23 protein-coding genes are annotated in these 25,293 nt (G+C 64.1%); 11 read left to right on the top strand and 12 right to left on the bottom strand.

The window, feature by feature from the left end; genetic code table 11:
* Positions 1 to 68: 68 nt before the first annotated feature.
* A complete protein-coding gene (locus tag ACJRW5_RS00275; protein WP_484568544.1) occupies positions 69 to 1,976 on the top strand; it encodes a beta-ketoacyl synthase in 1,908 nt (635 codons plus the stop codon).
* Positions 1,977 to 2,036: 60 nt separating this feature from the next.
* Here ACJRW5_RS00275 and cysQ read toward each other — a convergent pair whose 3' ends face one another.
* The gene (cysQ, locus tag ACJRW5_RS00270; RefSeq protein ID WP_484568543.1) at positions 2,037 to 2,855 is read right to left on the bottom strand and encodes a 3'(2'),5'-bisphosphate nucleotidase CysQ; all 819 of its coding nucleotides are present in this window, start codon (positions 2,853 to 2,855) and stop codon (positions 2,037 to 2,039) included.
* Positions 2,852 to 3,418 carry an ADP compounds hydrolase NudE gene (nudE, locus tag ACJRW5_RS00265; protein ID WP_484568542.1) on the bottom strand — a complete coding sequence of 189 codons (567 nt, stop codon included), beginning with the start codon at positions 3,416 to 3,418 and terminating at the stop codon, positions 2,852 to 2,854. The genes cysQ and nudE overlap by 4 nt, the downstream gene beginning before the upstream one ends.
* Before the next feature lie 124 nt (positions 3,419 to 3,542).
* Here nudE and yrfG point away from each other — a divergent pair, with 124 nt between their 5' ends.
* Positions 3,543 to 4,205: a GMP/IMP nucleotidase gene (gene yrfG, locus ACJRW5_RS00260; protein ID WP_484568541.1), complete on the top strand. Its 663-nt coding sequence runs from the start codon at positions 3,543 to 3,545 to the stop codon at positions 4,203 to 4,205.
* A 51-nt stretch (positions 4,206 to 4,256) separates the two neighbouring features.
* Here the strand turns inward: yrfG and lysM are convergent, their stop codons facing one another.
* A complete protein-coding gene (gene lysM / locus ACJRW5_RS00255; protein WP_484568540.1) occupies positions 4,257 to 4,694 on the bottom strand; it encodes a peptidoglycan-binding protein LysM in 438 nt (145 codons plus the stop codon).
* 118 nt (positions 4,695 to 4,812) lie between these two features.
* Here lysM and ACJRW5_RS00250 point away from each other — a divergent pair, with 118 nt between their 5' ends.
* From ACJRW5_RS00250 to ACJRW5_RS00235, 4 genes are all read left to right on the top strand, one after another.
* On the top strand, positions 4,813 to 5,703 hold the full coding sequence (locus ACJRW5_RS00250; protein ID WP_484568539.1) for a LysR family transcriptional regulator: 891 nt from the start codon (positions 4,813 to 4,815) through the stop codon (positions 5,701 to 5,703).
* A gap of 95 nt (positions 5,704 to 5,798) precedes the next feature.
* Positions 5,799 to 6,614, top strand: a complete 816-nt coding sequence (gene fdhD / locus ACJRW5_RS00245) for a formate dehydrogenase accessory sulfurtransferase FdhD (RefSeq protein ID WP_484568538.1) — start codon at positions 5,799 to 5,801, stop codon at positions 6,612 to 6,614.
* Positions 6,611 to 8,950: an FdhF/YdeP family oxidoreductase gene (locus ACJRW5_RS00240; RefSeq protein WP_484568537.1), complete on the top strand. Its 2,340-nt coding sequence runs from the start codon at positions 6,611 to 6,613 to the stop codon at positions 8,948 to 8,950. Before fdhD ends, ACJRW5_RS00240 begins: the two co-directional genes overlap by 4 nt.
* A gap of 83 nt (positions 8,951 to 9,033) precedes the next feature.
* Positions 9,034 to 9,477: a YMGG-like glycine zipper-containing protein gene (locus ACJRW5_RS00235; RefSeq protein ID WP_484568536.1), complete on the top strand. Its 444-nt coding sequence runs from the start codon at positions 9,034 to 9,036 to the stop codon at positions 9,475 to 9,477.
* Positions 9,478 to 9,533: 56 nt separating this feature from the next.
* Here the strand turns inward: ACJRW5_RS00235 and ACJRW5_RS00230 are convergent, their stop codons facing one another.
* The 4 genes from ACJRW5_RS00230 to ACJRW5_RS00215 all read right to left on the bottom strand — a co-directional run bounded on the left by ACJRW5_RS00230 (position 9,534) and on the right by ACJRW5_RS00215 (position 14,370).
* Positions 9,534 to 9,965: an acyl-CoA thioesterase gene (locus tag ACJRW5_RS00230; protein ID WP_484568535.1), complete on the bottom strand. Its 432-nt coding sequence runs from the start codon at positions 9,963 to 9,965 to the stop codon at positions 9,534 to 9,536.
* A gap of 85 nt (positions 9,966 to 10,050) precedes the next feature.
* On the bottom strand, positions 10,051 to 11,214 hold the full coding sequence (locus tag ACJRW5_RS00225; RefSeq protein WP_484568534.1) for an iron-containing alcohol dehydrogenase: 1,164 nt from the start codon (positions 11,212 to 11,214) through the stop codon (positions 10,051 to 10,053).
* 127 nt (positions 11,215 to 11,341) lie between these two features.
* Entirely contained in the window at positions 11,342 to 13,132 is a 1,791-nt protein-coding gene (locus ACJRW5_RS00220) for an acyl-CoA dehydrogenase C-terminal domain-containing protein (RefSeq protein ID WP_484568533.1), read from the bottom strand.
* A complete protein-coding gene (locus ACJRW5_RS00215; RefSeq protein WP_484568532.1) occupies positions 13,129 to 14,370 on the bottom strand; it encodes a 3-hydroxyacyl-CoA dehydrogenase in 1,242 nt (413 codons plus the stop codon). The genes ACJRW5_RS00220 and ACJRW5_RS00215 overlap by 4 nt, the downstream gene beginning before the upstream one ends.
* Before the next feature lie 97 nt (positions 14,371 to 14,467).
* On the opposite strand from ACJRW5_RS00215, the gene ACJRW5_RS00210 reads away from it, so the two are divergent.
* Entirely contained in the window at positions 14,468 to 15,364 is an 897-nt protein-coding gene (locus ACJRW5_RS00210; protein WP_484568531.1) for a LysR family transcriptional regulator, read from the top strand.
* An 18-nt stretch (positions 15,365 to 15,382) separates the two neighbouring features.
* On the opposite strand, the gene ACJRW5_RS00205 is transcribed toward ACJRW5_RS00210, so the two are convergent.
* The 4 genes from ACJRW5_RS00205 to ACJRW5_RS00190 all read right to left on the bottom strand — a co-directional run bounded on the left by ACJRW5_RS00205 (position 15,383) and on the right by ACJRW5_RS00190 (position 19,621).
* Complete coding sequence (locus ACJRW5_RS00205) at positions 15,383 to 16,666, bottom strand: NTP/NDP exchange transporter (RefSeq protein ID WP_484568530.1); 1,284 nt, start codon at positions 16,664 to 16,666, stop codon at positions 15,383 to 15,385.
* 1 nt (position 16,667) lies between these two features.
* Positions 16,668 to 17,588: an aldo/keto reductase gene (locus tag ACJRW5_RS00200; protein WP_484568529.1), complete on the bottom strand. Its 921-nt coding sequence runs from the start codon at positions 17,586 to 17,588 to the stop codon at positions 16,668 to 16,670.
* Positions 17,589 to 17,825: 237 nt separating this feature from the next.
* Complete coding sequence (locus ACJRW5_RS00195) at positions 17,826 to 17,993, bottom strand: hypothetical protein (RefSeq protein ID WP_484568528.1); 168 nt, start codon at positions 17,991 to 17,993, stop codon at positions 17,826 to 17,828.
* 143 nt (positions 17,994 to 18,136) lie between these two features.
* Complete coding sequence (locus ACJRW5_RS00190) at positions 18,137 to 19,621, bottom strand: flavin-containing monooxygenase (RefSeq protein ID WP_484568527.1); 1,485 nt, start codon at positions 19,619 to 19,621, stop codon at positions 18,137 to 18,139.
* A gap of 129 nt (positions 19,622 to 19,750) precedes the next feature.
* Between ACJRW5_RS00190 and ACJRW5_RS00185 the strand changes: the two genes are divergently transcribed.
* From ACJRW5_RS00185 to ACJRW5_RS00170, 4 genes are read left to right on the top strand one after another with little or no spacing between them, the layout of a single operon-like run.
* Positions 19,751 to 20,890, top strand: a complete 1,140-nt coding sequence (locus ACJRW5_RS00185) for an MlaE family ABC transporter permease (protein ID WP_484568526.1) — start codon at positions 19,751 to 19,753, stop codon at positions 20,888 to 20,890.
* A complete protein-coding gene (locus tag ACJRW5_RS00180; protein WP_484568525.1) occupies positions 20,887 to 21,672 on the top strand; it encodes an ABC transporter ATP-binding protein in 786 nt (261 codons plus the stop codon). The genes ACJRW5_RS00185 and ACJRW5_RS00180 overlap by 4 nt, the downstream gene beginning before the upstream one ends.
* On the top strand, positions 21,673 to 22,590 hold the full coding sequence (locus ACJRW5_RS00175) for an MlaD family protein (RefSeq protein WP_484568524.1): 918 nt from the start codon (positions 21,673 to 21,675) through the stop codon (positions 22,588 to 22,590).
* On the top strand, positions 22,587 to 23,183 hold the full coding sequence (locus ACJRW5_RS00170; RefSeq protein WP_484568523.1) for an ABC-type transport auxiliary lipoprotein family protein: 597 nt from the start codon (positions 22,587 to 22,589) through the stop codon (positions 23,181 to 23,183). Before ACJRW5_RS00175 ends, ACJRW5_RS00170 begins: the two co-directional genes overlap by 4 nt.
* 133 nt (positions 23,184 to 23,316) lie before the next feature.
* On the opposite strand, the gene ACJRW5_RS00165 is transcribed toward ACJRW5_RS00170, so the two are convergent.
* Positions 23,317 to 25,236: a RecQ family ATP-dependent DNA helicase gene (locus tag ACJRW5_RS00165; RefSeq protein ID WP_484568522.1), complete on the bottom strand. Its 1,920-nt coding sequence runs from the start codon at positions 25,234 to 25,236 to the stop codon at positions 23,317 to 23,319.
* Positions 25,237 to 25,293 lie beyond the last annotated feature (57 nt).

Genomic DNA, 25,293 nt, shown 5'->3' with positions numbered 1-25,293 from the left:
ATGACCCCTGCCCGCGCCCAAGGCGCCGGCCTGGCGTCGCGCTGGCCTTGTTCAGGAGCTTTTGAGTTATGTCGCGCTTACCTGTGATCGTGGGTTTTGGGGGTTACAACGCAGCCGGGCGCAGCTCCTTCCACCATGGTTTCCGTCGCACCGTACAGGAGTCACTGCAGCCCGAAGCACGCCAGGAGACGCTGGCCGGTCTGGCGCAGATGATGAAGCTGGTGCGCGCAGTCGATGGCCAGTACCTGGATCAGGACGGCCAGCCGCTGAGCCTGGCAGACATCGAAAGCCGCTACGCCGAGCAGATCCTCGCCGGCACTCTGGTGCGCCGCATCGAGAAACAGCACCTCGACCCGGATGCTGCCCACTGGCACAAGAACATCGGCGTTGCCCCCGACAACGGCGCAAAGCTCAGCTTCGTGACCCTGCGCAAACAGCTACCCGAGCCATTGCCAGCCAATTGGTCGGTCGATGAGCTCGACGGTAACGAAGTACGCGTGACCCTGCACGACAGCTGCGAATTCAAGGTCGACAGCTACCGCCCGCTGGCAGTGAAATCCGCCGGGCAACTGCCTAGCGGCTTCGAGCCGAGTGAGCTGTACAACTCACGCTTCCATCCGCGCGGCCTGGCCATGACCGTGGTCGGTGTCACCGATGCCCTGCGTTCGGTAGGCATCGACTGGCAGCGCATCGTCCAGCACGTCGCACCGGACGAAATCGCCGTGTTCGCCAGTTGCATCATGAGCCAGCTCGATGAAAACGGCTTCGGCGGCATGATGCAGTCGCGCCTGAAAGGCGGGCGCGTCACCGCCAAGCAGCTGGCCCTGGGCCTGAACACCATGCCGGCCGACTTCATCAATGCCTACGTGCTCGGCAGCGTCGGCACCACCGGCAGCATCACCGGCGCCTGCGCCACCTTCCTCTACAACCTGCAGAAAGGCATCGAACAGATCGCCAGCGGCAGGGCTCGCGTGGTGATCGTCGGCAGCAGCGAGGCACCGATCAATCAGGAGTGCATCGAAGGCTACGGCGCCATGGGCGCACTGGCCACCGAGGATGGCCTGCGCCAGCTCGAGGGCCAGGACAACGTCGACTTCCGCCGCGCCAGCCGCCCGTTCGGCGCCAACTGCGGCTTCACCCTGGCCGAAGCCTGCCAGTTCGTGGTGCTGATGGACGACGAGCTGGCCCTGGAGCTGGGTGCCGAGATTCACGGTGCGGTGCCGGACGTGTTCATCAATGCCGATGGTTTCAAGAAGTCGATTTCCGCCCCGGGCCCGGGCAACTACCTGACCGTCGCCAAGGCCGTAGCCAGCGCCGTGCAACTGCTTGGCCTGGATGCCGTGCGCAGCCGCAGTTTCGTCCACGCCCATGGTTCCAGCACGCCGGCCAATCGCGTGACCGAGTCGGAGATCCTTGACCGTGTCGCCGAGGCCTTCGGCATCGAGCAATGGCCGATCACGGCCGTGAAAGCCTTCGTCGGCCACTCCCTGGCCACGGCCAGCGGCGACCAGGTGATCGCCGCGCTCGGCGCCTTCAAGTACGGCATCGTGCCCGGCATCAAGACCATCGACGCGGTGGCCGGTGACGTGCACCAGCAACGCCTGAGCCTGTCCACCGCAGACCGCAGGGTCGGCGAGCAGGCGCTGGACGTGGCCTTCATCAACTCCAAAGGCTTCGGCGGCAACAACGCCAGCGCCCTGGTACTGGCCCCGCACGTGACCGAGCGCATGCTGCGCAAGCGCCACGGCCAAGCCGCCTTCGATGCCTATCTGGCCCGTCGCGAGGGCACGCGCACAGCCGCCGCTGCTTATGACCAGCAGGCACTGCAGGGCAAACTGGACATCATCTACAACTTCGGCAACGACATGATCGACGACCAGGCGATCTCGATCACCCGCGACGAAGTGAAGGTGCCCGGTTTCGACCAGCCGCTGGTGTTCAAGAAGGACGAGCGCTACAGCGACATGCTCGATTGAGGTCTAGGCAAAACCCGTAGGTGCGCTGTGCCGGGTGGCTCTCGGTGCGCACAGCGCACCCTACAGGCCGCTGGCCAACTCGATCAGCTCGCCACGCCATTCGGCCGCAGCCGGCAAGGCCAGGAACGAGGGGTTGAGGAAGGTCTCGCGCGCTTCATAGGTCAGCGGCGCACCGTCCAGATTCAGCACCTCACCGCCCGCCCCTTCCAGCACGCCCTGCGCTGCGGCGGTGTCCCACTGCGAGGTGGGCGCCAGACGCGGGTAGCAATCGGCGTTGCCCTCGGCCAGCAGGCAGAACTTCAGCGAGCTGCCGATGTTGGCCAGCGCCGGCTCACCGAAACGGGCAGACAAATCCGCAAGCAGGGTTTCCTGCGCCGGGCTTGAATGACGCTTGCTGGCCACCAGGGTAAAGCCCCGTGCCGGCGCCAGGCGCACGCTGATGGCCTGCTCGTCACCTGCCACCTCGCTGCACCAGGCTCCGAGGCCAGCGCCGCCGTAATAGCAGCGTCCCGTGGCGGGAATGCCGACCACACCGAACAGCACGCGCCCCTGCTCGATCAACGCTACGTTGACGGTGAATTCCTCAGACCCGGCGATGAACTCCTTGGTGCCATCCAGCGGGTCGACCAACCACCAGCGCGTCCAGGCCAAGCGCTCGCTCTGGGGAATGTCCGCCGCCTCTTCCGATAGCACCGGAATCTCCGGCGCCAAGGCCTGCAAGCCATCGAGCAGAATATGGTGCGCGGCCAGGTCGGCGGCGGTTACCGGCGAAGCATCGGCCTTCTCGATCACCGCGACGTCGCTGCGCCAGTAAGGCAGGATCGCCGCGCCAGCGGCGCGCACCAGCTCGATCACGCGTGGAATATGCGGATGACTCACTGGCTGTACTCCCCACGCGCAGTCAGCAGGTCGCGCACCAGGTACAACGCGGCCAGTGCCCGCCCTTCACTGAATTGCTCATGCTGGGCCAGGCTCGACAGCTCACGCAGGCTGATGCGATCGACGCGCATCGGCTCCGGCTCGTCGCCAGGCAGGCGCTCCTCATAGAGGTTGCGCGCCAGTACCACCTGGATCTTCTGACTCATGTAGCCGGGGGAAAGACTCAGCTCGGTGATGTATTCCAGATCGTGCGCACCAAAGCCCGCTTCCTCCTTGAGCTCGCGATTGGCCGCCACCAGCACATCCTCACCCGGCTCGATCAACCCCTTGGGCAGCGACAACTGATAGTCGTCGGTGCCGCCACAATATTCCTCGACCAGCACCGCGTGCTCGGCATCGAGCATCGCCACCACCATCACCGCACCGTAGCCCGAACCCTTGCCGACCAGACGCTCGTAGGTACGCTCCGTGCCGTTGGAGAAGCGCAACTGCACCTCCTCGACACGAAACAGACGACTGCTGGCGACTATTTCACGGGCGAGCACCGTGGGCTTCTGACGCATGGGGCAACTCCTTGGCGTGACCTGGCGGGGTATCATACCCCGGCTTTTACGATTATCTCCGGCGCAGATTGCATGATCGCGACGTGCGACCGGTAGATTCACGACCTCTTCATTAGGCATGCCAATGGCTCCACTACCCTGGCACCAGATCGATACCGTCCTGCTGGATATGGACGGCACCCTGCTCGATCTGCATTTCGACAATCACTTCTGGCTCACTCACCTGCCGCAGCGTTACGCCGAACATCATGGCATCAGCCTGGCCCTGGCGCAGGCGGAGCTACTGCCGCTGTTTCGCCAGCATGCCGGCACGCTGAACTGGTACTGCACCGATTTCTGGAGCCGCGAGCTGAGGCTTTCGATCCGCGAGCTCAAGCGCGAAGTCGCCCACCTGATCGCCTTGCGTCCGGATGCCGAACTGTTCCTGCGCGCCCTGCGCGACGCCGGCAAGCGCGTGGTACTGATCACCAACGCACACCGCGATTCGCTGTCGCTGAAGATGGAGCGCGTCGAGCTGGCGCCCTGGTTCGAACGCCTGATCAGCTCCCATGACTACGGCTTTCCCAAGGAAGACCAGCAGTTCTGGTTCGCCCTGCACCAGGATGTCGACTTCGATCCGGCGCGCAGCCTGTTCATCGACGACAGCCTGCCCATCCTGCGCAGCGCCGGGCGCTTCGGTATCGCCCAACTCCTCGCCGTACGCCAACCGGACAGCCAGGCAGGCCCCAAGGAAACCGAGGAGTTCGCAGCAGTGGAGGATTACCGGGAGCTGTTGCACAACCTTTAGCCCGGCTGCATTGCGGGACGCACGCCCCCCGCATTGCAACCGGGCCAAGGCCTATTCAGGGATACGCAGCACCTGGCCCGGATAGATCTTGTCCGGGTGACTGAGCATCGGCTTGTTGGCTTCGAAGATCTTCATGTAAGCGTTGCCGTTGCCATATTCACTCTTAGCGATGGCACTCAGCGTGTCGCCTTTCTTCACGGTGACGAAACGTGCCGCAGGCGCAGGCGTGGTGACGCTGATCCGGTCCTCGACCTCACCGACACCGGCGACATTGCCCAGGGCGAGCAGGATCTTTTCCTTCTCTTCCTGGCTGGTCACCTCGCCGCTGGCGATGACCTTTTCGCCCTCCACGCTGACGTCGATGTTCGGGCTACCGAGACCGATCTTGGCGACATGCTCCTTGAGCGATTCGGCGGCCTGCGCCTCTTGGCCCACCAGCGATTCCCAGAGCTTGACCCCGGCATCTTTGACAAAGGCAAACAGACTCATGGTGATTCCTCTCGTTCCTTGTGCAGACCGGACCATCCGTCCGGCGACCAAAGTCTAGTTCACGAAGCGCCCCGGATCGCCGTTCGCGCATTAGAATCCGGCCAGACCAGGAGCTCCCATGGATATCAAGCAACTGAAATTTCTCGTCGCCCTCGACGAAACCCGCCACTTCGGCCAGGCGGCTGCGCGCTGCCACGTGACCCAGCCGACGCTGTCCATGCGCCTGCGCCAACTGGAAGAGGAACTGGGCCTGGAACTGGTGCGCCGTGGCCAGCGCTTCGAAGGTTTCAGCGCCGAGGGCGAGCGCATCCTGGCCTGGGCGCGTAGCCTGCTGGCCGCCCAGGATGGCCTGCTGGCCGAGGCCGCAGCCTGTCGCGGACATCTGGTAGGCACCCTGCGTCTGGGCGTGGTGCCGCTGGCCAGCTTCGATCCGACACGCCTGATCAGCCTGTTCGCCGCCCGCCATCCGGGGCTGCGTTTCCAGCTGCAGGCACTGAGCAGCGAACAGATTCTCGAGCAACTGGCACGCAACCAGCTCGATCTCGGCCTTTCCTACCTGGACCGCCTGGATCGCGAACACTTCGCCAGCCTGGAACTGGCCGAGGCCTGCATGGGCCTGCTCTACGACCAACGTCATTTCCATTTCGCCAGCAGCAGCCTGCGCTGGGAGCAACTAGCCGGCCTGCCGCTGGGTCTGCTGTCGACTGGCATGCACTTCCGCCAATCCATCGACCACAGCTTCCGCGCCCGCGGCCTAAGCCCCCAGGTGCGCGTGGAGGCCGACGCCGTGCATCACCTGACCCAGGCGGTCAGTGCCGGACTGTGCTGCTGCATCATGCCGCTGCCGGGAGATGGCGCGCCCGCTGAAGGCCATCTGCGCCTGCTGCCCATCGAGGACGCCCATACCCTGGCGCCACAGGGCCTGATCATGCGCCGCAGCGCCCCCGGCTCACCACTGGCACAAGCCTGCTTCGAAGAAGCCAGAGAGTGGCTGGCAAGCACCCGATAGACAGCATTGATCGTCGTATCAAAGCCAACGATTAGATTGTCAGCGCTCAGAAGCCTAGACTTGCCTGTGTCAATCTGTCACAGAGCACCACCTCGATGGCCAAGCCAGACGCCTCGCCACAGGTTGCCAGTGCCTACTCCTACGCCGAACTGGGTGACGGCCGTGCACAACAGGCTGCCCTAGCTGAAGAATGTGCCCTGGCAATCAGCTACAACGACCTGAACCAAGCAGTGATGATGGTTTCGCCGCATCACCTGGAAGATTTTGCTGTAGGTTTCAGCCTCGGCAACGGTCTGATTTCGTCAATCGACGAAATCTATGACATCCAGCTCCGCGGTCTCGGCGACAGCCGCGAGGCCCGCCTGGAAGTCAGCAGCCGAGCCTTCTGGGCCATCAAGCAGCAGCGCCGGCAAATGGCCGGTAGCAGCGGTTGCGGCCTGTGTGGCGTGGACGCGCTGGAACAAGCCCTGCCTGCCCTGACGGCGCTCCCCGGTGCATCTCTACCGCCGCTGGCACACCTGAGCGGGCTGCGCGAGCGTATTGGCGAACAACAACAACTGGCCCGTCACAGCGGAGCGCTGCACGCCGCCCTGTTCATCGACGCAGCGGGCGATATCCGCCTGTGCCGCGAAGACATCGGCCGCCACAACGCCCTCGACAAACTGATTGGCGCATTGGCTCGCGAGCGTATCGACACGCGCGACGGCTTCGCCCTGGTGACCAGCCGCTGCAGCCTGGAACTGCTGCACAAGGCCGTTCGCGCCGGCATTGGCACCCTGGTAAGCCTCTCCGCCCCCACGGCACTGACCGTGGAATGGGCGCGACGCCATCGCCTCAACCTTATCCACTTGCCTCATCACAGCACGCCGCGTGTCTACAGCCCGGCGCCTGACGAAGAAGACCGACCATGAGCTTGCAAACCGTCAATCCTCGCTACAAACCCTATAAAGGCCCCGCTGCGGGCTGGGGCGCTCTGAACGCCGTCACCCGTTTCTGGCTGGACAGCAAACAGCCGTTCAAGAACCTGCGCGCCCTGCTCAAGACCAATCAGAATGGTGGTTTCGACTGCCCCGGCTGCGCCTGGGGCGACTCGCCCGAAGATGGCCGCATCAAGTTCTGCGAGAACGGCGCCAAGGCCGTCAACTGGGAAGCCACCAAACGCCGCGTGGACCCAGCCTTCTTCGAACGCTACAGCGTTAGCCAGTTGCGCGAGCAGAGTGACTACTGGCTCGAATATCAGGGCCGCCTGACTCACCCGATGCGTTACGACGCCGCTAGCGATCGCTATGTGCAGACCAGCTGGGACGACGCCTTCGCCCTGGTCGCGCAGCACCTCAAGGCGCTGCCGAGCCCGAATCACGCCGAGTTCTATACATCAGGCCGGGCCAGCAACGAAGCCGCGTTCCTTTACCAATTGTTCGTGCGCGCCTATGGCACCAACAACTTCCCCGACTGCTCGAACATGTGCCACGAGGCCAGCGGCGTGGCGCTGATCCAGAGTGTGGGCATCGGCAAAGGCAGCGTGACCTTCGACGATTTCGAGCACGCCGACGCCATCTTCGTCCTCGGTCAGAACCCCGGCACCAACCACCCGCGTATGCTCGAGCCGCTGCGTGAAGCGGTCAAACGTGGCGCTCAGGTGGTCTGCTTCAACCCGCTCAAGGAGCGTGGCCTGGAGCGCTTCCAGCATCCGCAGAATGCCCTGGAGATGCTCACCAACGGCTCCGAGCCGCTGAATACTGCGTTCTTCCGCCCGGCGCTGGGCGGTGACATGGCCGCCATTCGCGGCATCGCCAAGTTCCTCCTGCAGTGGGAGCGCGAGGCGCAGGACAAGGGCGAGCCAGCGCTGTTCGACCATGCCTTCATCGCCGAGCACACCGACGGCGTCGACGCCTACCTGGCGCTGCTCGACGACACCAGCTGGGAGGCCATCGAGAAGCAATCGGGGATGAGCCTGCGCGATATCGAACAGGCCGCACGCATGTACCGTCGCGCCGAGCGGGTAATCATGTGCTGGGCCATGGGCATCACCCAGCACCACCATTCGGTAGCCACCATCCAGGAAATCGTCAACCTGCAACTGCTGCGCGGCAACCTTGGCCGCCCGGGCGCCGGCCTGTGCCCGGTGCGTGGCCACAGCAACGTGCAGGGCGACCGCACCATGGGCATCAACGACCGCCCGCCGGTAGCCTTGCTCGATGCCATCGAAAAGCGCTTCCAGTTCAAGGTGCCGCGTGAAGACGGCCACAACACCGTGGAAGCGATCAACGCCATGATCGACGGCCAGGCCAAGGTCTTCATCGGCCTCGGCGGCAACTTTGCCCAGGCCACACCAGACAGCCCGCGCACCCACCAGGCGCTGCAGAACTGCAACCTGACCGTGCAGATCAGCACCAAGCTCAACCGCAGCCACCTGACTGTCGGCAAGGATGCCCTGATCCTGCCATGCCTCGGCCGTACCGACATCGACCGTCAGGCCGACGGCCCACAGGCGGTCACGGTGGAAGACTCGTTCAGCATGATCCACGCCTCCTACGGGCAGCTGGAACCCCTCTCCCGCAGCGAGATGCGTTCCGAGCCGGCGATCATCGCCGGTATCGCCAAGGCGACGCTGGGCAACCACCCGGTAGACTGGGATGCACTGATCGCCAATTACGACCGCATCCGCGACCTGATCGCCGACACCATTGCCGGCTTCCAGGACTTCAACCAGCGTGTCGCCAACCCTGGCGGCTTCTACCTTGGTAATTCGGCCAGTGAGCGGCAATGGACCACCGCATCGGGCAAGGCCAACTTCAAGGCCAACGCCCTGCTCGACGACCTGCTGCCGCCGCAGGTCCGCGAAAGCGGCGAAACACCGGACCTGATTCTGCAGACCCTGCGTTCGCACGATCAGTACAACACCACGGTCTACGGTCTCGACGATCGCTACCGCGGCGTACGGGGCCAGCGCGACGTACTGTTCGCCAACGAGGCGGATATCTTGCGCATGGGCTTCAAACCCGGGCAAAAAGTGAACATCCGCTCGCTGTGGAACGACGGTGTCGAACGCTGCGTCAGCGGCTTCACTCTGCTGGCCTTCGACATTCCCGCCGGCCAGGCAGCTGCCTACTTCCCTGAAGCCAACCCGCTGGTGCCGCTGGAAAGCGCAGGTGTCGGCAGCAGCACGCCGACCTCCAAGTTCGTCGCCATCTGCCTGCAGGCAGCAGAAAGTAACAATCTGCTGGGTAGCAGCGCAGCGGCCTGACGGGCGGCCAGGAACCTCGTACGGAAATCACCGGTCAATGGCGTATCCCCCGCCATTCGGCGGTTTCCGTACTCGAGGTGTCCATGAAGTCTCTGCAACTCTTCTTCCTCTCCCTTGGCCTGAGCAGCGGCGGCTATGCCTTTGCCGGCAGCACCGAAGCCGGCCTGGGTGGCGCGCTGGGCGGTGCAGTGGGGGCGATGGTGGGCCAGCAGGTCGGTGGCAACACCGGCGCAGCGGTTGGCGCGGGCCTGGGCGGTGCAGCCGGCAGCGCGGTCGGTGCTGATCGGCGCAGCCGTACCGAGGCGGCCATCGGTGGCGCACTTGGCGCAGCAGGCGGCAACGTCGTCGGCCAGCAGGTCGGCGGCAACACCGGTGGCCTGGTCGGCGCTGCCGTGGGAGGCGGCGCAGGTGGTGCGCTGGGCAACTACATGGGTAATGCCAGTTACGACGACGACCGTCGCGGCAAACATCGCCATTACAACGGCAAGAAACACAAGAAACACCACAAACACTGGCGCCGTCGCTAAGCCCAGCTCGGCCCTGCAACTTGTTACAACGGCCAGCGCTCTGACGCTTGGCCGTTCTATGCCAGCAAACGCGCCAGCGCCGAGCGCAGCGGCTCGGCAATGGCCACCGGGCGATTACTCGCACGGTCAACGAAGACATGGACGAAGCGGCCGGCCGCACAGGCCTGCTCCTCCCCCGCCTTGAATATTGCCAGCTCGTATTGCACCGAGCTGTTGCCCAGCTTGCCGACACGTAACCCAACCTCGATAGCATCGGGAAACGCGATGGAGGCGAAGTAGTCGCAACTGGAGCTGACCACAAACCCCACCACCTCGCCGTCGTGAATATCCAGACCGCCCTCGGCAATCAGATAGGTATTCACCGCACTATCGAAGTAGCTGTAGTAGGTCACGTTGTTGACGTGACCGTAGATGTCGTTGTCATGCCAGCGCGTGGTGATCGGCTGAAAATGGCGGTATTCGCCACGCAGGTGTTGGAGTTGGTTCATGATGATCCCTGGGTTGGTATCGCGGCTAAAGCCCCCTCCCACAAAGCTCGCGGATCTGTGGGAGGGGCTTTAGCCGCGACCTGAATCAGTAGGCAGCCTGGTAAATGGCCAGCGCCTGTTGCTCGTTCATCTCGCGCGGATTGTTTACCAGCAGGCGCTGCTGCAGCATGGCGTCCGCCGCCAGCGTGGGCAACATGGCCTCGCTCACTCCGGCATCGCGCAACCGCGTCGGCAGGCCGCTGCGCTGACTGAAGCCGGCCAATGCCTCGATCAGTTGCTCGGTCTGCGTGCTAGCAGTGCCGGCCCGCAACTGCTCGCCCAATACCAGTGGCGCCAGCTCGGCATACAGAGGCGCTGCGACCGGCGCATTGAAGGTCAGCACCTGCGGCAGCACCAGGGCGTTGGACAGCCCGTGAGGAATGTGAAAGTGCCCGCCCAATGGATAGGCCAGCGCATGCACCGCAGCCACAGGAGCATTGGCGAACGCCTGACCGGCCAGGCAGGCGCCGAGCAACATCGCCTGCCGGGCCTGACGATTGCTGCCGTTGCTCACCACCTCGTCAAGATTGCCTGCCAGCAGGCGCAACGCTTCGCGGGCCAGCAGGTCGGAGAGCGGATTCTTCTTCAGCGCGCTGGTGTAGGCCTCGATGGCATGCACCATGGCGTCGATGCCGGTGGCCGCGGTGACCGCCGCAGGCAGGCCGAGGGTCAGGTCGGCATCGAGCAAAGCCAGATCCGGCAGTAGCAGCGGCGAAACCACGCCCATCTTGGTCGTTTCACCCGTGGTGACGATGGCAATGGGAGTGACCTCGGAGCCCGTGCCGGCAGTGGTCGGCACCTGGATCAGCGGTAGACGCCGGCCGCGGGCATTGCCCACACCGTAGATTTCGTCCAGCCTCTGACTGCAATCGGGATGCGCCAGCAAGGCCACCAGCTTGGCCACGTCCATCGAGCTGCCACCGCCGAAGCCAACCACCAGATCCGCCTGGAGTTCGCGCGCCTGAGCCACGGCCGCCAAAACCACGGCCTCGGGCGGGTCGGCCAGCACCTGATCGAATACCTGTACGTCCATCTCCGCCTGCGCAAAACCCGGCAGCAGCGGCTTCAGCAAGCCGAGCCGGGTAATGCCGGTATCGGTGACGATCAACACGCGACGTGCGCCGCGTTCGCGACAAAGCTCGGCCAACCGCAAGCTGGCGCCGGACTCGCAGAGGATCTGCGCAGTGGTGGCGAAGCTGAATGGGTGCATGGAGTTGCTCCTCTTGTTGTAGCGCGGATGAAATCCGCGGCCGGTCATGCAAATTTTCCCGGATTGCATCCGGGCTACGCCCGTAGGAGCCGGCTTGCCGGCAAGCCGGCGCCTACGGACATCTGCGCTAAAAGGCGAAACTGCCCTCGCCCATGACCATCAGGCACTGCGCGCCACCCAAAAGGGCTTCACGGTGAGCGCTGGCGCGCGGCAGCACACGCCGCAGATAGAACTCGGTACTGTGCAGCTTGGCCTGGTAGAACGCCGCCTCGCTGCCGCCCGCCTCCAGCGCATCCTGCGCCCGTGCCGCAGCCAGCAACCAAAGGCCGGCGAGCAGCACGTAGGCCGAGTACTGGAGAAAGTCTACCGAGGTGGCACCGATCTCCTGCGGGTCGCGCTGACAGGCGGCAAGCACCTCCGCGCTCAGCTCGCGCCATTCATCCAGACGCGCCTGCACCACGCCGGCTATCTGTGCCAGCGCCGGACGCGAAATCTGCTCTTCACACAGCGCGCTGAACTCCGCCTGCAGCGCGGTCAATTCGGCGCCGCCATCGCCCAGCAGCTTGCGACGAATGTAGTCCAGTGCCTGGATGCCATTGGTGCCTTCGTAGAGCTGGGTGATGCGGCTATCGCGCATCAGTTGCTCCATGCCCCACTCGCGGATGAAACCGTGACCGCCGTAGACCTGTACGGCATGACTGGCCACCTCCTGCCCCATATCGGTGAAGAACGCCTTGACGATGGGAATCAGCAGGGCCGCGCGCTTGCCAGCCGCCTTGCGGTTTTCCGCTGTGTCGGCGCCATGCTCCAGATCCAACTGACGTGCCGTGTAGGCAGCGAGCATGCGACTGCCTTCGACCAGCGTCTTTTGGGTAAGCAGCATGCGCCGCACATCAGGATGAACGATGATCGGGTCGGCCGCCTTGTCCGGCGCCTGTACGCCAGCCAGGCCACGTGACTGCAAACGCTCACGGGCGTAGCACAGTGCTCCCTGGAAAGCCGACTCGCCGATCCCCAGCCCCTGCAGGCCGACCTGAAAGCGCGCATCGTTCATCATGGTGAACATGCAGGCCAGGCCCTGGTTGGCCTCGCCCACCAGCCAAGCCGTGGCGCCATCGAAATTCATCACGCAGGTGGACGCACCCTTGATCCCCATCTTGTGCTCGATGGCGCCACAACTCAGGGCGTTACGCTCACCCGGCGTGCCGTCTGCCGCAGCGACGAACTTCGGCACCAGCAACAGGCTGATGCCCTTCACTCCGGCAGGCGCATCCGGCAGACGCGCCAGCACCAGGTGGACGATGTTCTCTGACAGATCCTGCTCGCCGCCGCTGATGAAGATCTTGTTGCCGGTCACCCGGTAGCTGCCATCGGCCTGCGGTTCGGCACGCGTGCGCAGCAATGCCAGGTCGGTGCCAGCCTGCGGCTCGGTCAGACACATGGTGCCGGTCCACTGACCGCTGACCAGCTTCTCCAGGTACTGCTGCTTCAGCGCTTCGCTGCCGTGTTTGTACAGTGCCAGTACCGCGCCCTCGGTCAACCCGGAGTAAACGCGGAAGGACAGCGAGGCGCCCATCAGCATCTCGTGGAAGGCGAAGGCCACCAGTTGCGGGAATCCCTGGCCACCATATTCCACCGGCCCGGTCATGCTCGCCCAACCGTTGTCTACATACTGCCGGTATGCCTCGGCGAAGCCCTTGGGCGTAGTGACCTGGCCGTTCTCCAGGTGGCACCCCTCTTCATCGCTGTTGCGATTGAGTGGAGCGATTTCACCCGCTGCGAAAGCAGCGGCTTCTTCCAGCACGCCGTCGATCAGCTCACGATCCAGGGCATTGCCCAGGCGTTCACAGTGAGCGGCGGCATCGAACAGTTCGTGCAGCACGAAGCGCATGTCGCGCAATGGCGCCTGATAGCTCATACCCGGCCCTCCTGTACATCACTGAAACGCTTGTTCTCGGCAAACAGACGCTCGATCAGCGCCGCGGGCTGCCAGTGGGCGCCAAAGCGCTCGGTCAACGCCAGCAGGCGTTGGCGAATGGCCGCGACACCTTCGCCGTCGGCCCAGCTCATCGGGCCCCCACGCTCGGCGGGAAAACCGTAGCCGTTGAGGTACACCAGATCGATATCCCGACTGTTGGCGGCGATGTTCTCCTCGAGAATCTTGGCCCCCTCATTGACCAGAGCCAGCAGGCAGCGCTCGACGATTTCCTCGGCACCGATATCGCGCCGGACGAAACCCAGACGCTCCGACTGCATCTGTACCAGGCCGTCGACCGCTGGGTCGTGCTCGGCCTGACGACTGCCAGGCGCATAGGTGTAATAGCCTTTACCGCTCTTCTGGCCGAAGCGCCCCAGTTCACACAGACGGTTATCCACCTGGACCACCGGGTCGTCCTGCCCTTGTCCGGACAGCTCGCGGGCACGCCACTCCAGGTCGATACCGACCACGTCGTACATGCGAAACGGGCCCATGGCGAAGCCAAAGCCCTGCAACGCGGCGTCTACCTGGTGCGGCCATGCCCCCTCGAGCAGCAGCATGCGCGCCTCGCGCACATAGGTGTGCAGCATGCGATTGCCAATGAAACCGTGGCAGTTACCGGCCACCACCGCCACCTTGCCCATGCGCGCGCCCAGCTCTTGAGCAGCGTCCAGCACGGCTGGCGTGGTCTTGGCGCCCCGCACGATCTCGAGCAGTTTCATGATGTGCGCCGGGCTGAAGAAATGCAGGCCGAGCACCGCCTCTGGCCGTGAGGTGACGTCTGCGATGGCATCGATATCCAGCGCCGAGGTGTTGCTGGCGAGAATGGCGCCGGGCTTCATCACCGCGTCCAACTCACGGAAGATCTGCTGCTTGAGCTCGAGGTTCTCGTACACCGCCTCGATCACCAGATCGGTATCGGCCAGGGCAGCGTAGCTGTCCACCGCCTCGATACGTGCACGCCGCGCCGACGCCTCCGCGGTATCGATACGCCCCTTGGCAACGTTATGTGCCCAGGTTTGCTCGGCCATCTGCAGGCCGGCCTCGACCATCTGCGGATTGTTATCCAGCCACAGCACGCGCAGGCCGGCATTGGCCAGGCTGATGACGATGCCGCGGCCCATGGTGCCGGCACCGATCACGGCAGCACAGCGAAGCGGCGAGACGATGTTGTTCATTGTTAGTCCTCTCGAAAAACGCGCAAAAGCTTGGGTGACGATAAGCAAGCCGCTACTATTTTTGAAATTTAGTCTTGTGATACGACGTATTCAGCAGATGAATTTCATCAACTTCGACCTCAACCTGCTGCGCGTGCTCGACGCCCTGCTGCGCGAGCAGAACGTCTCGCGGGCAGCCGAGCGCCTGGCACTGAGCCAGCCGGCCGTGAGCAATGCTCTTAATCGCCTGCGCGAATTGCTCGACGACCCGTTGCTGGTGCGCGTGGGCCGGCGTATGCAACCCACACCCAGGGCGCTGGCCCTGGAAGCACCGATCCGCAGCGCGCTGCATCAACTGGAGCAGAGCCTGAATGCCGGCGAGGCCTTCGACCCCAGCGAAAGTCGCCAGCGCTTTCGCATCGCCGTCACCGACTATGTCGAACTGGTGTGCATGCCGCGTCTGCTCGACCGCCTCAGCCGCCACGCCCCCGGCATCGGCATCGACATTCGCCACCTCAGCCCCAGCCTGCCGATGGAGGCGCTGGAGAAGGGCGAACTGGATCTGGTACTGGGCCGCTTCGATGAGATTCCCGCACGCTTCGCCCGCCGCCACTGGATGAGCGAAACGCTCAAGCTGGCGGCACGCAGCGATCATCCGCTGCTGCAGGGACAGCCAGACCTGACCACCTTCCTGCGCTTGCGCCATCTGTGGGTACATGGCGGACAGACCCGAGGCATGGTCGACCAGTGGCTGGGGGAGCAGGGCCTGTCGCGGCAGATTCTCTACACCACGCCCAACTACCTGCAGGCAGCGCACATCGTCGCGGGCAGCGAGCTGACAGCGGTGCTGCCCACTGCCCTGGCCCGCCATTTCGCCAGGCTGCTGCCGCTGCAACTGTTCGACCTGCCCTTCACCCTCGGGCCCTTTCATCTGGAAGTGGTGAGCCTGGCGCAACGTCAGCGCGACGCGGCGCTGCAATGGCTGATAGAGGAAATCATCGCGGTAGCGGAATGACCGTGCAGCGACGTCGTACTAGGTGTCGGCCTGCCTGTCGGCGCGACCACCCAGATACCAGCCGAGTGCCCCCCACAGGGCAGCGCAGAACGCACCGACCACAGCCACCAGCCAGGCGCCATGACCGAGCATGTCCAGGCCGGCCTTGGCCCAGCCACTGAGGGCATCACCACCGCGGTAAACCACGGTATCGATGAAGTTCTTCGTCTTGTACTTGCTCTCGGCGTCCAACGGGGCGAAGAGCATCTCGCGCCCCGGTCGGACGAAGGCGTACTCGCCGATACGTCGCACGATCATCAGCCCCGCAAGCATGGCGAAGGTCGGCGCCAGGGCCAGACCGATGAAGCCCAGGCAGACCAGCACCGGCACGGCGGACAGCAGTACCCGTACCCCCAGCTTCTGCGCCACGCGGCCGGTAATGAACAGCTGAGCCGTCAGCGCGCCAGCCTGCACGATGAAATCGATCACCCCGAACACCCTGACCTGCCCGTCGCGATCCGGAAACAGCTCAGCGACCAATCGCGCCTGCTCGAAGTAGAGAAAGGTACTGACCGAGGTCAGCAGCAGAATGAACGCGCCGATACCCAGCAGGTAGCGCGAGCCCAACATGCGCGTCAGGCCACTGAAGGGATTGCCCGGCACCGGCCTGCGCGGGTTCTCGCTCGGTACCGCGCCCGGCCGTCCAGCTCCCTGGCGTTCGCGCCAGCTCATCAGATAGCGCTTGAGCGCCATCGCCGCAGCGAGCAGCACGGCGGCCATCAGCATCAGTCCGGACTCGCCGACCACAGCGATCAGAGCAGCACTCAGCAGCGGCCCGCACAACCCGCCAACACTGGCACCGGCCGCGATGAACGCAAATAGCCGGCGCGCCTGAGCGCCGTCGAAGACATCGGCCATCAGGCTCCAGGCCACCGAAACGACGAACAGGTTGTAGACCGAAATCCACACGTAGAACACCCGCGCCAGCCAGACGCTGTCGTGTTCGACGCGAAATAGCAGAACGAAAACGAGCAGGTTGAGGCAGAAGAAGCCATACACCCAGTCGATGAAATGAATGCGCGGGACTTTCGAGTTGAGCCAGGCGAACAGCGGCACGGCCAGCAACATGACGACGAAGGTGGCGGTGAACAGCCATTGCAGGTTGCTCACTCCGCCGGTGATGCCCATCGCCTCGCGGATCGGCCGCAGCATGAAGTAACCGGCGAACAGGCAGAAGAACAGGGCGAAGCCAGCCAGTACCGCATGCAGCTCCGCGCTTTCGGCATTGATCGCCCGCGCCAGGCGCTGCATGAGCGCCTGCATCTCAGGCGAACAGCTCGATGATGCGTTGACGCTGCGCAGCGTCAGGCAGTTTGCCCTGCCCGGCCATGATGTTGTCGGCCATGTAACGCGGCGTGGAGGTCGCCGGAATCACCGCCGTTACCGCCGGGTTGGCGAGGATAAACTTGAGCATCAGTTGCGCCCAGGAGGTGGCGCCCAGCTCTACCGCCACCCAGTCAGGCAGGCTCTTGCCACGCACCCGGTCGAACAGCGCGGCGCGCTGGAAAGGACGGTTAATCAACACGGCGATGCCCTTGTCGGCACAGAACGGCAACAACTCACGCTCGGCATTGCGCTCGCCGATGGAATAGTTGAACTGGACGAAATCCACCGGCTCCTGGCGCAGCACCTCGAGCAGGCGCTCATGGGCGGAATCCAGATAATGGGTCACACCTATGTAGCGCACCCGGCCCTGCTCCTTCAGTTCACGCAGCAGCGCGAGTTGGGTGCTGGTGTCCTGCAGGTTGTGTACCTGCATCAGATCGATGGTGTCGGTACGCAATGCCGCGAAACTGGCCTCGACCTGGCGCTCACCGGCTGCGCGCCCGGAGGAGGACACCTTGCTAGCCAGGAACAGTTTCTTGCGCATGTCGTCTTCCGCGGCCAAGGCGCCACACACGGCCTCGGCTCGACCGTAACTGGGCGCGGTATCCACCAGACTGGCGCCACCATTGACCAGCGCCTGCAGCACCTCGCGCAGGGGCTGTAGCGCCTCATCGGTCATCGCCACATCGTGTGTACGCGAGGTACCCAGACCGATCACCGGCAGCAGCTCACCCGTACTGGGAATGGCCCGACTCAGCAAAGTGCCGGAGGCAAAGGCGGATGACGGCAACCAGGGCATCAGGGCGGCGAGCGCAGCAAGACTGGCGCTGCCGTGAAGGAATCGACGACGGCTGGGCATGGCGTGGTTCCTCTAACGGTGACCGGTTCGTTATAGGCACTGACCGCGCTCAGACCAAGACGTTACATCGAGACGAAGCCAAGCAGCCGCCGTGACGAGGCGACCGGAGAATGCTCACAGCCCGCACATGACGGGATTCAGGGGCCGTTGAGGAGGCAATTGGCTACGCAATATCCGGTAACCAAAAACGCCGCTGCGCCAAGAAGGGATAGCGGCGCAGCGGTCGGGAAAAAGCGATCAGGCGACGTGCGAAGCAGACTCGCTGATGAGCATGCCGTGGGAAACCAGATAACAACGCCGCCCATTTTGCAGGGTCAAAGGCGTGCGGCTGGCAATGATCCAACCCTTGCTCAGCAATTGCTCGATATGCGCACGCAGTGCGGGCAAATGGCGCTGTTCCTTCATGGCCGACCTCTCATTGAATGGGTGCCTGACACCCTCTGGCTCATCCGTGACACAGATCGCAAAATAGTAGTGGCTCATCGCCAGAATAAGAAGCGGCGCGATTGTGCAACTTTTTGTAGGACATTCGCTATAGACAAATCACATCAAGGCTCTGTGGCAAGGGCTTCCGCTCTTCCCCGCGCACTGGAAAAGATCAGGTAGTCGTCCGCCAGCTTGCCGTAACGCAGTTGCAGCAGATCCAGCAGGTAATTCTGGTGCAGCTTCCATGGCACCCGATCCCCTTGTACCGGCAGCAGGTGCGAAGCACGTTCGATATAACCCGACTGCAAGTCGAGAAACGGCTGTGCACGTACCTTTCCATCGCTGTCGCAGGGCGTCACCTGACGCATGCCAATGGCATCCATATGGCGGATCAGTCGGCAGAAATACTCGCTGGAAAGGTCGGCCTTGAGCGTCCAGCTGGCGTTGGTGTAACCCATCACCACTGCCAGGTTGGGCAGATCGCGCAGCATGATGCCGCGATAGCCCATGCTCTTCGGCGCCTCGAAGGGCACACCTTCGATACTCACGGCTATGCCGCCGAAAATCTGCAACTGCAGGCCGGTCGCACTGACGATCACGTCGGCGTTGAGTTCTTCACCGTTCTTCAGGCGTACGCCCCGTGGGCTGAGACGCTCGATCTCGGCGGTCACCACTTGCGCCTTGCCTTCACGCAACACCCGCAGCAGGTCGCCATCCGGCACTGCGCACACACGCTGATCCCAGGGTTTGTAGGTGGGACTGAAGTGGCGCATATCGACGTTGCCCAGCTGACGTCGCACCTGACTCAGCAGCACACGCCGCACCATGCCGGGAAAGCGCTTGGCCAGCCTGTAGAACAGCAGTTGCAGCGCCACATTGCGTCCGCGCGCCAGGCGGTACACCCAGTTTTCCGGCAGTACCCGGCGCAGGGCATTGGACAACGCATCGCGCGAAGGCAGGTTGATCACGTAACTGGGGGAGCGCTGCAGCATGGTGACCTGCGCCGCACGCTCGGCCAATGCCGGCACCAGGGTCACGGCGGTAGCGCCACTGCCGATCACCAGTACGCGCTTGCCACTGCAGTCGAAGCCCTCCGGCCAGGCCTGCGGATGAATGAATGTGCCCTGATAATCTTCGCGCCCGGCGAAGTCCGGCGTGTACCCGGCCTCGTAGCGGTAGTAACCGGTGCACATCATCAGGAACTGGCAACTCATGCGCAGCGGCTCGCCCTCATCGCCACGCTGTACCAGCAGTTGCCAGGTGGCACTGGCACTGCACCAGTTCGCTTCGAGCACCTTGTGCCGATAACGGATCAGCCCGTCGAGCTGGTGCTCACGGGCGGTCTCTTCGATGTAGCGGCGAATCGACGGGCCGTCGGCAATGGCCTTCGGCTCGCTCCAGGGCTTGAAGTTGTAGCCGAGGGTGTACATGTCCGAGTCGGAGCGAATGCCCGGATAACGAAACAGATCCCAGGTGCCCCCCATGGCTCCGCGCCCTTCGAGAATGGCGAAGCTCTTGTCCGCACAAAGACGCCGGAGGTGACAGGCTGCACCGATACCGGAAAGGCCGGCGCCAATGATCAGAACATCCAGATGCTCCACGGACATGGCCCTCACTTGTGAGCAGACAGGCATCGGTAAGCATTCACCATAGTTCACCGCTGTTTGATTGGTATGTCGCAGCGCAGCATTCGTCAGCACTGGCCTGACGCCCATGAGCGGCGCTAAGCTGTCGCGATGACCACGCCTTACCTGACCCCGCTTAGGACCAGCAGCACGGACGCCGCCACGAACCTGCGGATCGGTGGCGACTGGACGCTGGCCCACTACAGCCAACTGGAACCGCAGGTTCTGACCCTGCGCGAGCAGCTGCAGGGACAGGAGTCGGTCGATCTCGGCGAACTCGCAGCACTGGATACCGCCGGCGCCGCGCTGCTGGTCGACCTGCTCGGCTGCGAGCGCCTGCGCCAACTGACCCAGCAGAGCGCGCTGAGCAATGAGCGCCGTGACCTGCTGCTGGCCGTTGCCAATGCCATGGCGGACAGCAGGCAGGCGCCACCCCACGCCGAACCATCGGTCGTGCGCGAAGTGCTTGGGCACATCGGTGAGGTGGTCGAAGGCATGTGGCACCAGGGCCGGGCTCTGCTCGGTTTCATGGGCCTGGCCCTGAGTGGCATGCTGAGCATCTTCGTACGCCCGCACCGCTGGCGCCTGACCTCCCTGGCCGCCCACCTGGAACAGTGCGGCCTCAACGCCGTCCCCATCGTTGCCCTGCTGACTTTCCTGGTCGGTGCGGTCGTGGCCTTTCTCGGCGCCACGGTACTGGCCGACTTCGGCGCCAGCATCTACACCGTCAACCTGGTCGCCTACTCCTTCCTGCGCGAGTTCGGCGTATTGCTTACCGCGATCCTCATGGCAGGTCGCACGGCCAGCGCCTTCACCGCGCAGATCGGCTCGATGAAGGCCAACGAGGAAATCGACGCCATCCGCACGCTGGGGCTGAACCCCATCGAGCTGCTGGTGCTGCCGCGCCTGTTCGCCATGCTCATCGCCCTGCCGATCCTCACCTTCATCGCCATGCTCAGCGGCCTGCTCGGCGGCGCAGTGGTGTGCGTCCTGGCGCTGGACATCCCCACACCGATGTACCTGTCGATCCTGCAGGACAGCGACCTGATGCGGCACTTCCTGGTCGGCCTGTGCAAGGCCCCCCTATTTGCCTTCCTGATCGCCCTGATCGGCTGCCTGGAAGGCTTCAAGGTCAGCGGCAGCGCGCAATCGGTGGGCGAACACACCACATCGGCAGTGGTGCAGTCGATCTTCGTGGTGATCCTGCTCGATGCGCTGGCTGCCTTGTTTCTGATGGAGATGGGCTGGTGAGCCGCGACAGCGTCATTGAGGTTCGCGACCTGTGCAATCGCTTTGGCAGCCAGGTGGTGCACGAACATCTGGACTTCGATCTGTATCGCGGCGAGATCCTCGGCGTGGTCGGTGGCTCCGGCACCGGCAAGTCGGTGCTGCTGCGCAGCATCGTCGGCCTGCGTCAGCCCAACGCCGGCACCGTACGGGTGTTCGGTGAACAATTGCTGAGTCTGCCAGCGGAAAAGCGCTCGCAGCTGGAGCGACGCTTCGGTGTGCTCTACCAACGTGGCGCGCTGTTCTCCTCGCTGACCGTCAGCGAGAACATTGCCCTGCCGCTGATCGAACACGCCGGCCTGTCGCGTGCCGCCGCCGAACGCCTGGCACGGGTCAAGATCGCGCTGGCCGGCCTGCCGCAGGACGCCGCCGACAAATACCCCAGTTCGCTGTCCGGCGGCATGGTCAAACGTGCAGCCCTGGCCCGCGCGCTGGCGCTTGATCCGGACATCCTGTTCCTCGACGAGCCCACTGCAGGCCTCGATCCGATTGGTGCGGCGGCCTTCGACCAGTTGATCCGCACCCTCAGCGACAGCCTGGGGCTGAGCGTATTTCTGGTGACCCATGACCTCGACACGCTCTACAGCATCTGCGACCGGGTTGCCGTGCTGGCCCAGAAGAAGGTGCTGGTAGCCGACCGCCTGGAGGTGGTGGCTGCCACTGACGACGCCTGGATTCAGGAGTATTTTCACGGCCCGCGCGGACGCGCAGCCGCACAGGCCGCAACGGCGGCAGGGAGTCAATGAATGGAACCCAGAGCCCATCACGTTCTGATCGGCCTGTTCACCGTGATCGCAGTGGGCGCCGCCCTGCTGTTCGGTCTTTGGCTGAACAAGGCCGGGGCTGATCGTGCCTTTACCGACTACGAGGTGATCTTCAATGAGGCGGTCACCGGCCTGTCGCAGGGCAGCGCCGTCCAGTACAGCGGTATCAAGGTGGGCGACGTGATCAGCCTGGGGCTCGACCCGGACGATCCGCGCACCGTACGTGCGCGCATCCGTATCGTCGGCCAGACACCGATCAAACAGGACACCCGCGCGCGTCTGGCGATCACCGGCATCACCGGCCTGGCGGTGATCCAGCTGCACGGCGGCACGCCGGAAAGCCCGGCACTGGAGAGCAAGAGCGACGCCCCCGGCATCATCATCGCCGACCGCTCGCCACTGTCGCGGCTGATGGCTAACAGCGAGGATCTGCTGGTCAACATTACCCGCCTGCTCAACCGTGCCAACCGCATGCTCTCACGGGAGAACGCCGAGCGCGTCTCACGCACCCTGGAGAATATCGAACAGACCACCGCCGGGCTCGCCAGCCAACGCGAAGACCTCACCGCGGCCTTGCAACAGGTGGGCGCCGCCACCCGCGAAGCCACAGCACTGATGCACACCGCCAACCGTCTGCTCGACGGCCAGGGCACACAGGTCATGCAGAACGCCGAACGCCTGATGGCCTCGCTGGAACGCAGCAGCCGCAATATCGAGGAGCTGCTGGCGAACAACCGCGATGCACTGGATAACGGCATGCAGGGCCTCAGCGAACTCGGCCCGGCAATCGGCGAGTTGCACGACACCCTCAGCGCCCTGCGCGGCTTCTCTCGTCGCCTGGAGCAGGACCCGACCGGCTACCTGCTGCGTAACGACAGCATCAAGGAGTTCCAACCATGAAGCGTCTGTTTCCGTTGCTGATCGCCGGCCTGCTCAGCGCCTGCTCGATCCTGCCGCAGAGCGAGCCGCTGGATATCTACCTGCTGCCCGGCGCGACGCTACCGGCACAAGCGCAGCCGGTCGACTGGTCACTGCGGGTCAGCAGCCCGAGCAGCGGCCAGTTACTCGATGGCACACGTATCGTGGTGCTGCCGGAGCCTGGCCGGGTCAATACCTATCAGGGCGCGCGCTGGAGCGAACGCACCCCGCAACTGCTGCGCAACCGCCTGCTCGATGCCTTCCACGAGGACGGCCGGATAAAAGCGCTGAGCAATGAAGAACAACGTTTGCAGGCTGACCTGGAACTGGTCAGCGATCTGCGCAGCTTCCACAGCCAGTACCGTGACGGCCGCCCGGAAGCAATCATTCAGCTCGACGTGCGCCTGGTCAATCCTCGCGACCAACGCATCCTTGCCAGCCGCCGTTTCACTGTCAGCCAGGCGGCCAGCGACACCTCGATCACCGCCGTGGTGGCCGCCTTCGGCCAGGCCGGCGACCGCCTGTCCCGCGAGCTGGTGGACTGGACCCTGGCCGAAGGGCAAAACAGCCGCTGATCCGTGTCGCGGGGTCGTACATGCTGCGCGCATCGGACGGCACACGCATGATCATCGGTGCGCGCGGCGCACCCTACGCGATAGGCGCTACTGCCCGTAGGGTGCGCTGCGCGCACCAATCCTTATCCGCCCCCTACACAGCCAGCCAGTCGCGCACTTCGCCGTAGGGATAATCCTCCAGCGCAGCGAAACCGGCCAGCTGACGCGCCTTGAGCTTGGTGAACAGCGGCGTGGTCACGCCACAGAGAAAACGCGTCAGGCTTTCCACGCTCGGGCGCTGGCCAGTGTGCTGCTGGTGCTTCTCGACGAAAGCCGCGCACAACGCCTGCCCATCACGCCCCGCCAGCGGCGGTAACGCTGGCGGCGCTGGCAGCGTCGCGACACGCCCCTGACACACCGAACAATGGCCACAGCGCTCGGGCGCCTGCTCATCGCCGAAGTACAGCGCCAGGCGCCGGCTCAGGCACTCGCGACTCTCGAACAAGCCCAGCATGGCCTGGATACGGGCGATCTCGCTGGCCTCATGCGCGCGGAAATGCCCGTGCAGGTCCGCCGCCAGTGCCTCGGGATCGAAGGTGCCATCGAGCACGGCGTAGACCTCGGTCATCTGTTTGCTCTCCAGCTCCAGCCAACCCTTCTCCTGGAAATAATCCAGCGCCTTGACCACCCGTGCGCGTTCGGCGCCGTGCTCCTGGTACAGCATGTCGAAATCCAGGGTGTTCCAGGTACGCGCCCGACGTGAGCAGGCGAGAATCGCCTCGACGAACTGCCTCCGCTCGCCCTCGAAACGCGCCAGCAGCGCCTGATCATCGAGGAGCAACTTGAAGCGATATTCGGCGAAATAGGCGTAACGCGGGGCAATGACCCCACGCAGCTCGAGTTGCACCAGCAAGGTCTTGAGCGGCAGCGCGCGGATATTGCTCAGATCCGCCAGCTGCCCGAGCATCAGTTCCCATTGCCCATCCGTGCCCGCTGCGCGCAGATCGTCGAGCACTGCGCGGATGCCGCTGAGTTCCGGTGTATCACCGTAAACGAAGTTCTCCAGCACGCAGAGGCCGTCACGACTGGCCAGCACCAGGCAGTCCGAAGGCTGGCCATCGCGCCCGGCGCGGCCGATTTCCTGGCTGTAGTTTTCCACCGACTTGGGCAGGTCGTAGTGCACCACGTTGCGGATATCACGTTTGTCGATGCCCATGCCGAAGGCGATAGTGGCAACGATGCACTCCAGCTCACCCGCCATGAAGCGGCGCTGAATCGCCTCACGCGCCTCATGGCCCATGCCGGCGTGATAGGCACTGACAGCCAGCCCCTGCCCTTGCAGGCGCTCGGCGACCTGCTCGGCGGTCTTCTGCTGGGTGACGTAGACGATGCTCGCCTGTCCCCGGCGCGGCGCCAGCCATTGCTGCAGGCGCTGCTGCTTGGCCGCAGCGGGCAGCGGCTCGACCAGCAGGTTGAGATTGGAGCGGTAGAAGCCGGTGGTGACCACATCCGCCTCGGCGATGGCGAATTTCTCGCGCATGTCGACGATCACTTTCGGCGTGGCCGTGGCAGTCAGCAGCAGCACCTGGGCAATACCGAACTGGCGCTGATAGTCGGGCAGCTTGAGGTAGTCGGGGCGAAAGTTGTGGCCCCACTCGGAGATGCAGTGCGCCTCGTCGACCACCAGCAGGGAGATCGGTACCTGGGCAATGAAATTGCGAAAGCGTTCGTTCTTCAGGCGCTCCACCGAAATCATCAGGATCTTCAGCTCGCCGCTGCGCGCGCGGTTCATCACCGCCATGGCCTGCTCGCGGCTTTGCGCCGAATCGATGCTGGCGGCGGCGATACCGTGAGCATGCAGGAACGCCAGTTGATCCTGCATCAGCGCCAGCAGCGGCGAAATCACCAGGGTCAGATGCGGCAGGTGCAGTGCGGGCAGCTGGTAGCACAGCGACTTGCCCGAACCGGTGGGAAAGATCGCCGCCGCTGAGCGACCGGCGAGCACGGCGCTGATCACCGTTTCCTGGCCGGGACGCAGCTTATCGAAACCGAAAACGCGTTTGAGGGTGGACATGCGCTGTCACTCCATTGACCGCTGAATGGCCCATGACCATAACGCGGTTGCGTAGGG

Source organism: Pseudomonas pichavaramensis (assembly GCF_050473265.1).
Taxonomy (GTDB): Bacteria; Pseudomonadota; Gammaproteobacteria; order Pseudomonadales; family Pseudomonadaceae; genus Aquipseudomonas.
This window is presented reverse-complemented; position numbering and strand designations above follow the sequence as displayed.

Excerpts from the sequence above, each read along its gene's own strand:
- ACJRW5_RS00275 (WP_484568544.1), top strand. The coding sequence starts at position 69 with ATGTCGCGCTTACCTGTGATCGTGGGTTTTGGGGGTTACAACGCAGCC.
- nudE (WP_484568542.1), bottom strand. The coding sequence starts at position 3,418 with ATGCGTCAGAAGCCCACGGTGCTCGCCCGTGAAATAGTCGCCAGCAGT.
- yrfG (WP_484568541.1), top strand. The coding sequence starts at position 3,543 with ATGGCTCCACTACCCTGGCACCAGATCGATACCGTCCTGCTGGATATG.
- lysM (WP_484568540.1), bottom strand. The coding sequence starts at position 4,694 with ATGAGTCTGTTTGCCTTTGTCAAAGATGCCGGGGTCAAGCTCTGGGAA.
- ACJRW5_RS00250 (WP_484568539.1), top strand. The coding sequence starts at position 4,813 with ATGGATATCAAGCAACTGAAATTTCTCGTCGCCCTCGACGAAACCCGC.
- fdhD (WP_484568538.1), top strand. The coding sequence starts at position 5,799 with ATGGCCAAGCCAGACGCCTCGCCACAGGTTGCCAGTGCCTACTCCTAC.
- ACJRW5_RS00240 (WP_484568537.1), top strand. The coding sequence starts at position 6,611 with ATGAGCTTGCAAACCGTCAATCCTCGCTACAAACCCTATAAAGGCCCC.
- ACJRW5_RS00235 (WP_484568536.1), top strand. The coding sequence starts at position 9,034 with ATGAAGTCTCTGCAACTCTTCTTCCTCTCCCTTGGCCTGAGCAGCGGC.
- ACJRW5_RS00230 (WP_484568535.1), bottom strand. The coding sequence starts at position 9,965 with ATGAACCAACTCCAACACCTGCGTGGCGAATACCGCCATTTTCAGCCG.
- ACJRW5_RS00225 (WP_484568534.1), bottom strand. The coding sequence starts at position 11,214 with ATGCACCCATTCAGCTTCGCCACCACTGCGCAGATCCTCTGCGAGTCC.
- ACJRW5_RS00220 (WP_484568533.1), bottom strand. The coding sequence starts at position 13,132 with ATGAGCTATCAGGCGCCATTGCGCGACATGCGCTTCGTGCTGCACGAA.
- ACJRW5_RS00215 (WP_484568532.1), bottom strand. The coding sequence starts at position 14,370 with ATGAACAACATCGTCTCGCCGCTTCGCTGTGCTGCCGTGATCGGTGCC.
- ACJRW5_RS00210 (WP_484568531.1), top strand. The coding sequence starts at position 14,468 with ATGAATTTCATCAACTTCGACCTCAACCTGCTGCGCGTGCTCGACGCC.
- ACJRW5_RS00205 (WP_484568530.1), bottom strand. The coding sequence starts at position 16,666 with ATGCAGGCGCTCATGCAGCGCCTGGCGCGGGCGATCAATGCCGAAAGC.
- ACJRW5_RS00200 (WP_484568529.1), bottom strand. The coding sequence starts at position 17,588 with ATGCCCAGCCGTCGTCGATTCCTTCACGGCAGCGCCAGTCTTGCTGCG.
- ACJRW5_RS00195 (WP_484568528.1), bottom strand. The coding sequence starts at position 17,993 with ATGAAGGAACAGCGCCATTTGCCCGCACTGCGTGCGCATATCGAGCAA.
- ACJRW5_RS00190 (WP_484568527.1), bottom strand. The coding sequence starts at position 19,621 with ATGTCCGTGGAGCATCTGGATGTTCTGATCATTGGCGCCGGCCTTTCC.
- ACJRW5_RS00185 (WP_484568526.1), top strand. The coding sequence starts at position 19,751 with ATGACCACGCCTTACCTGACCCCGCTTAGGACCAGCAGCACGGACGCC.
- ACJRW5_RS00175 (WP_484568524.1), top strand. The coding sequence starts at position 21,673 with ATGGAACCCAGAGCCCATCACGTTCTGATCGGCCTGTTCACCGTGATC.
- ACJRW5_RS00170 (WP_484568523.1), top strand. The coding sequence starts at position 22,587 with ATGAAGCGTCTGTTTCCGTTGCTGATCGCCGGCCTGCTCAGCGCCTGC.
- ACJRW5_RS00165 (WP_484568522.1), bottom strand. The coding sequence starts at position 25,236 with ATGTCCACCCTCAAACGCGTTTTCGGTTTCGATAAGCTGCGTCCCGGC.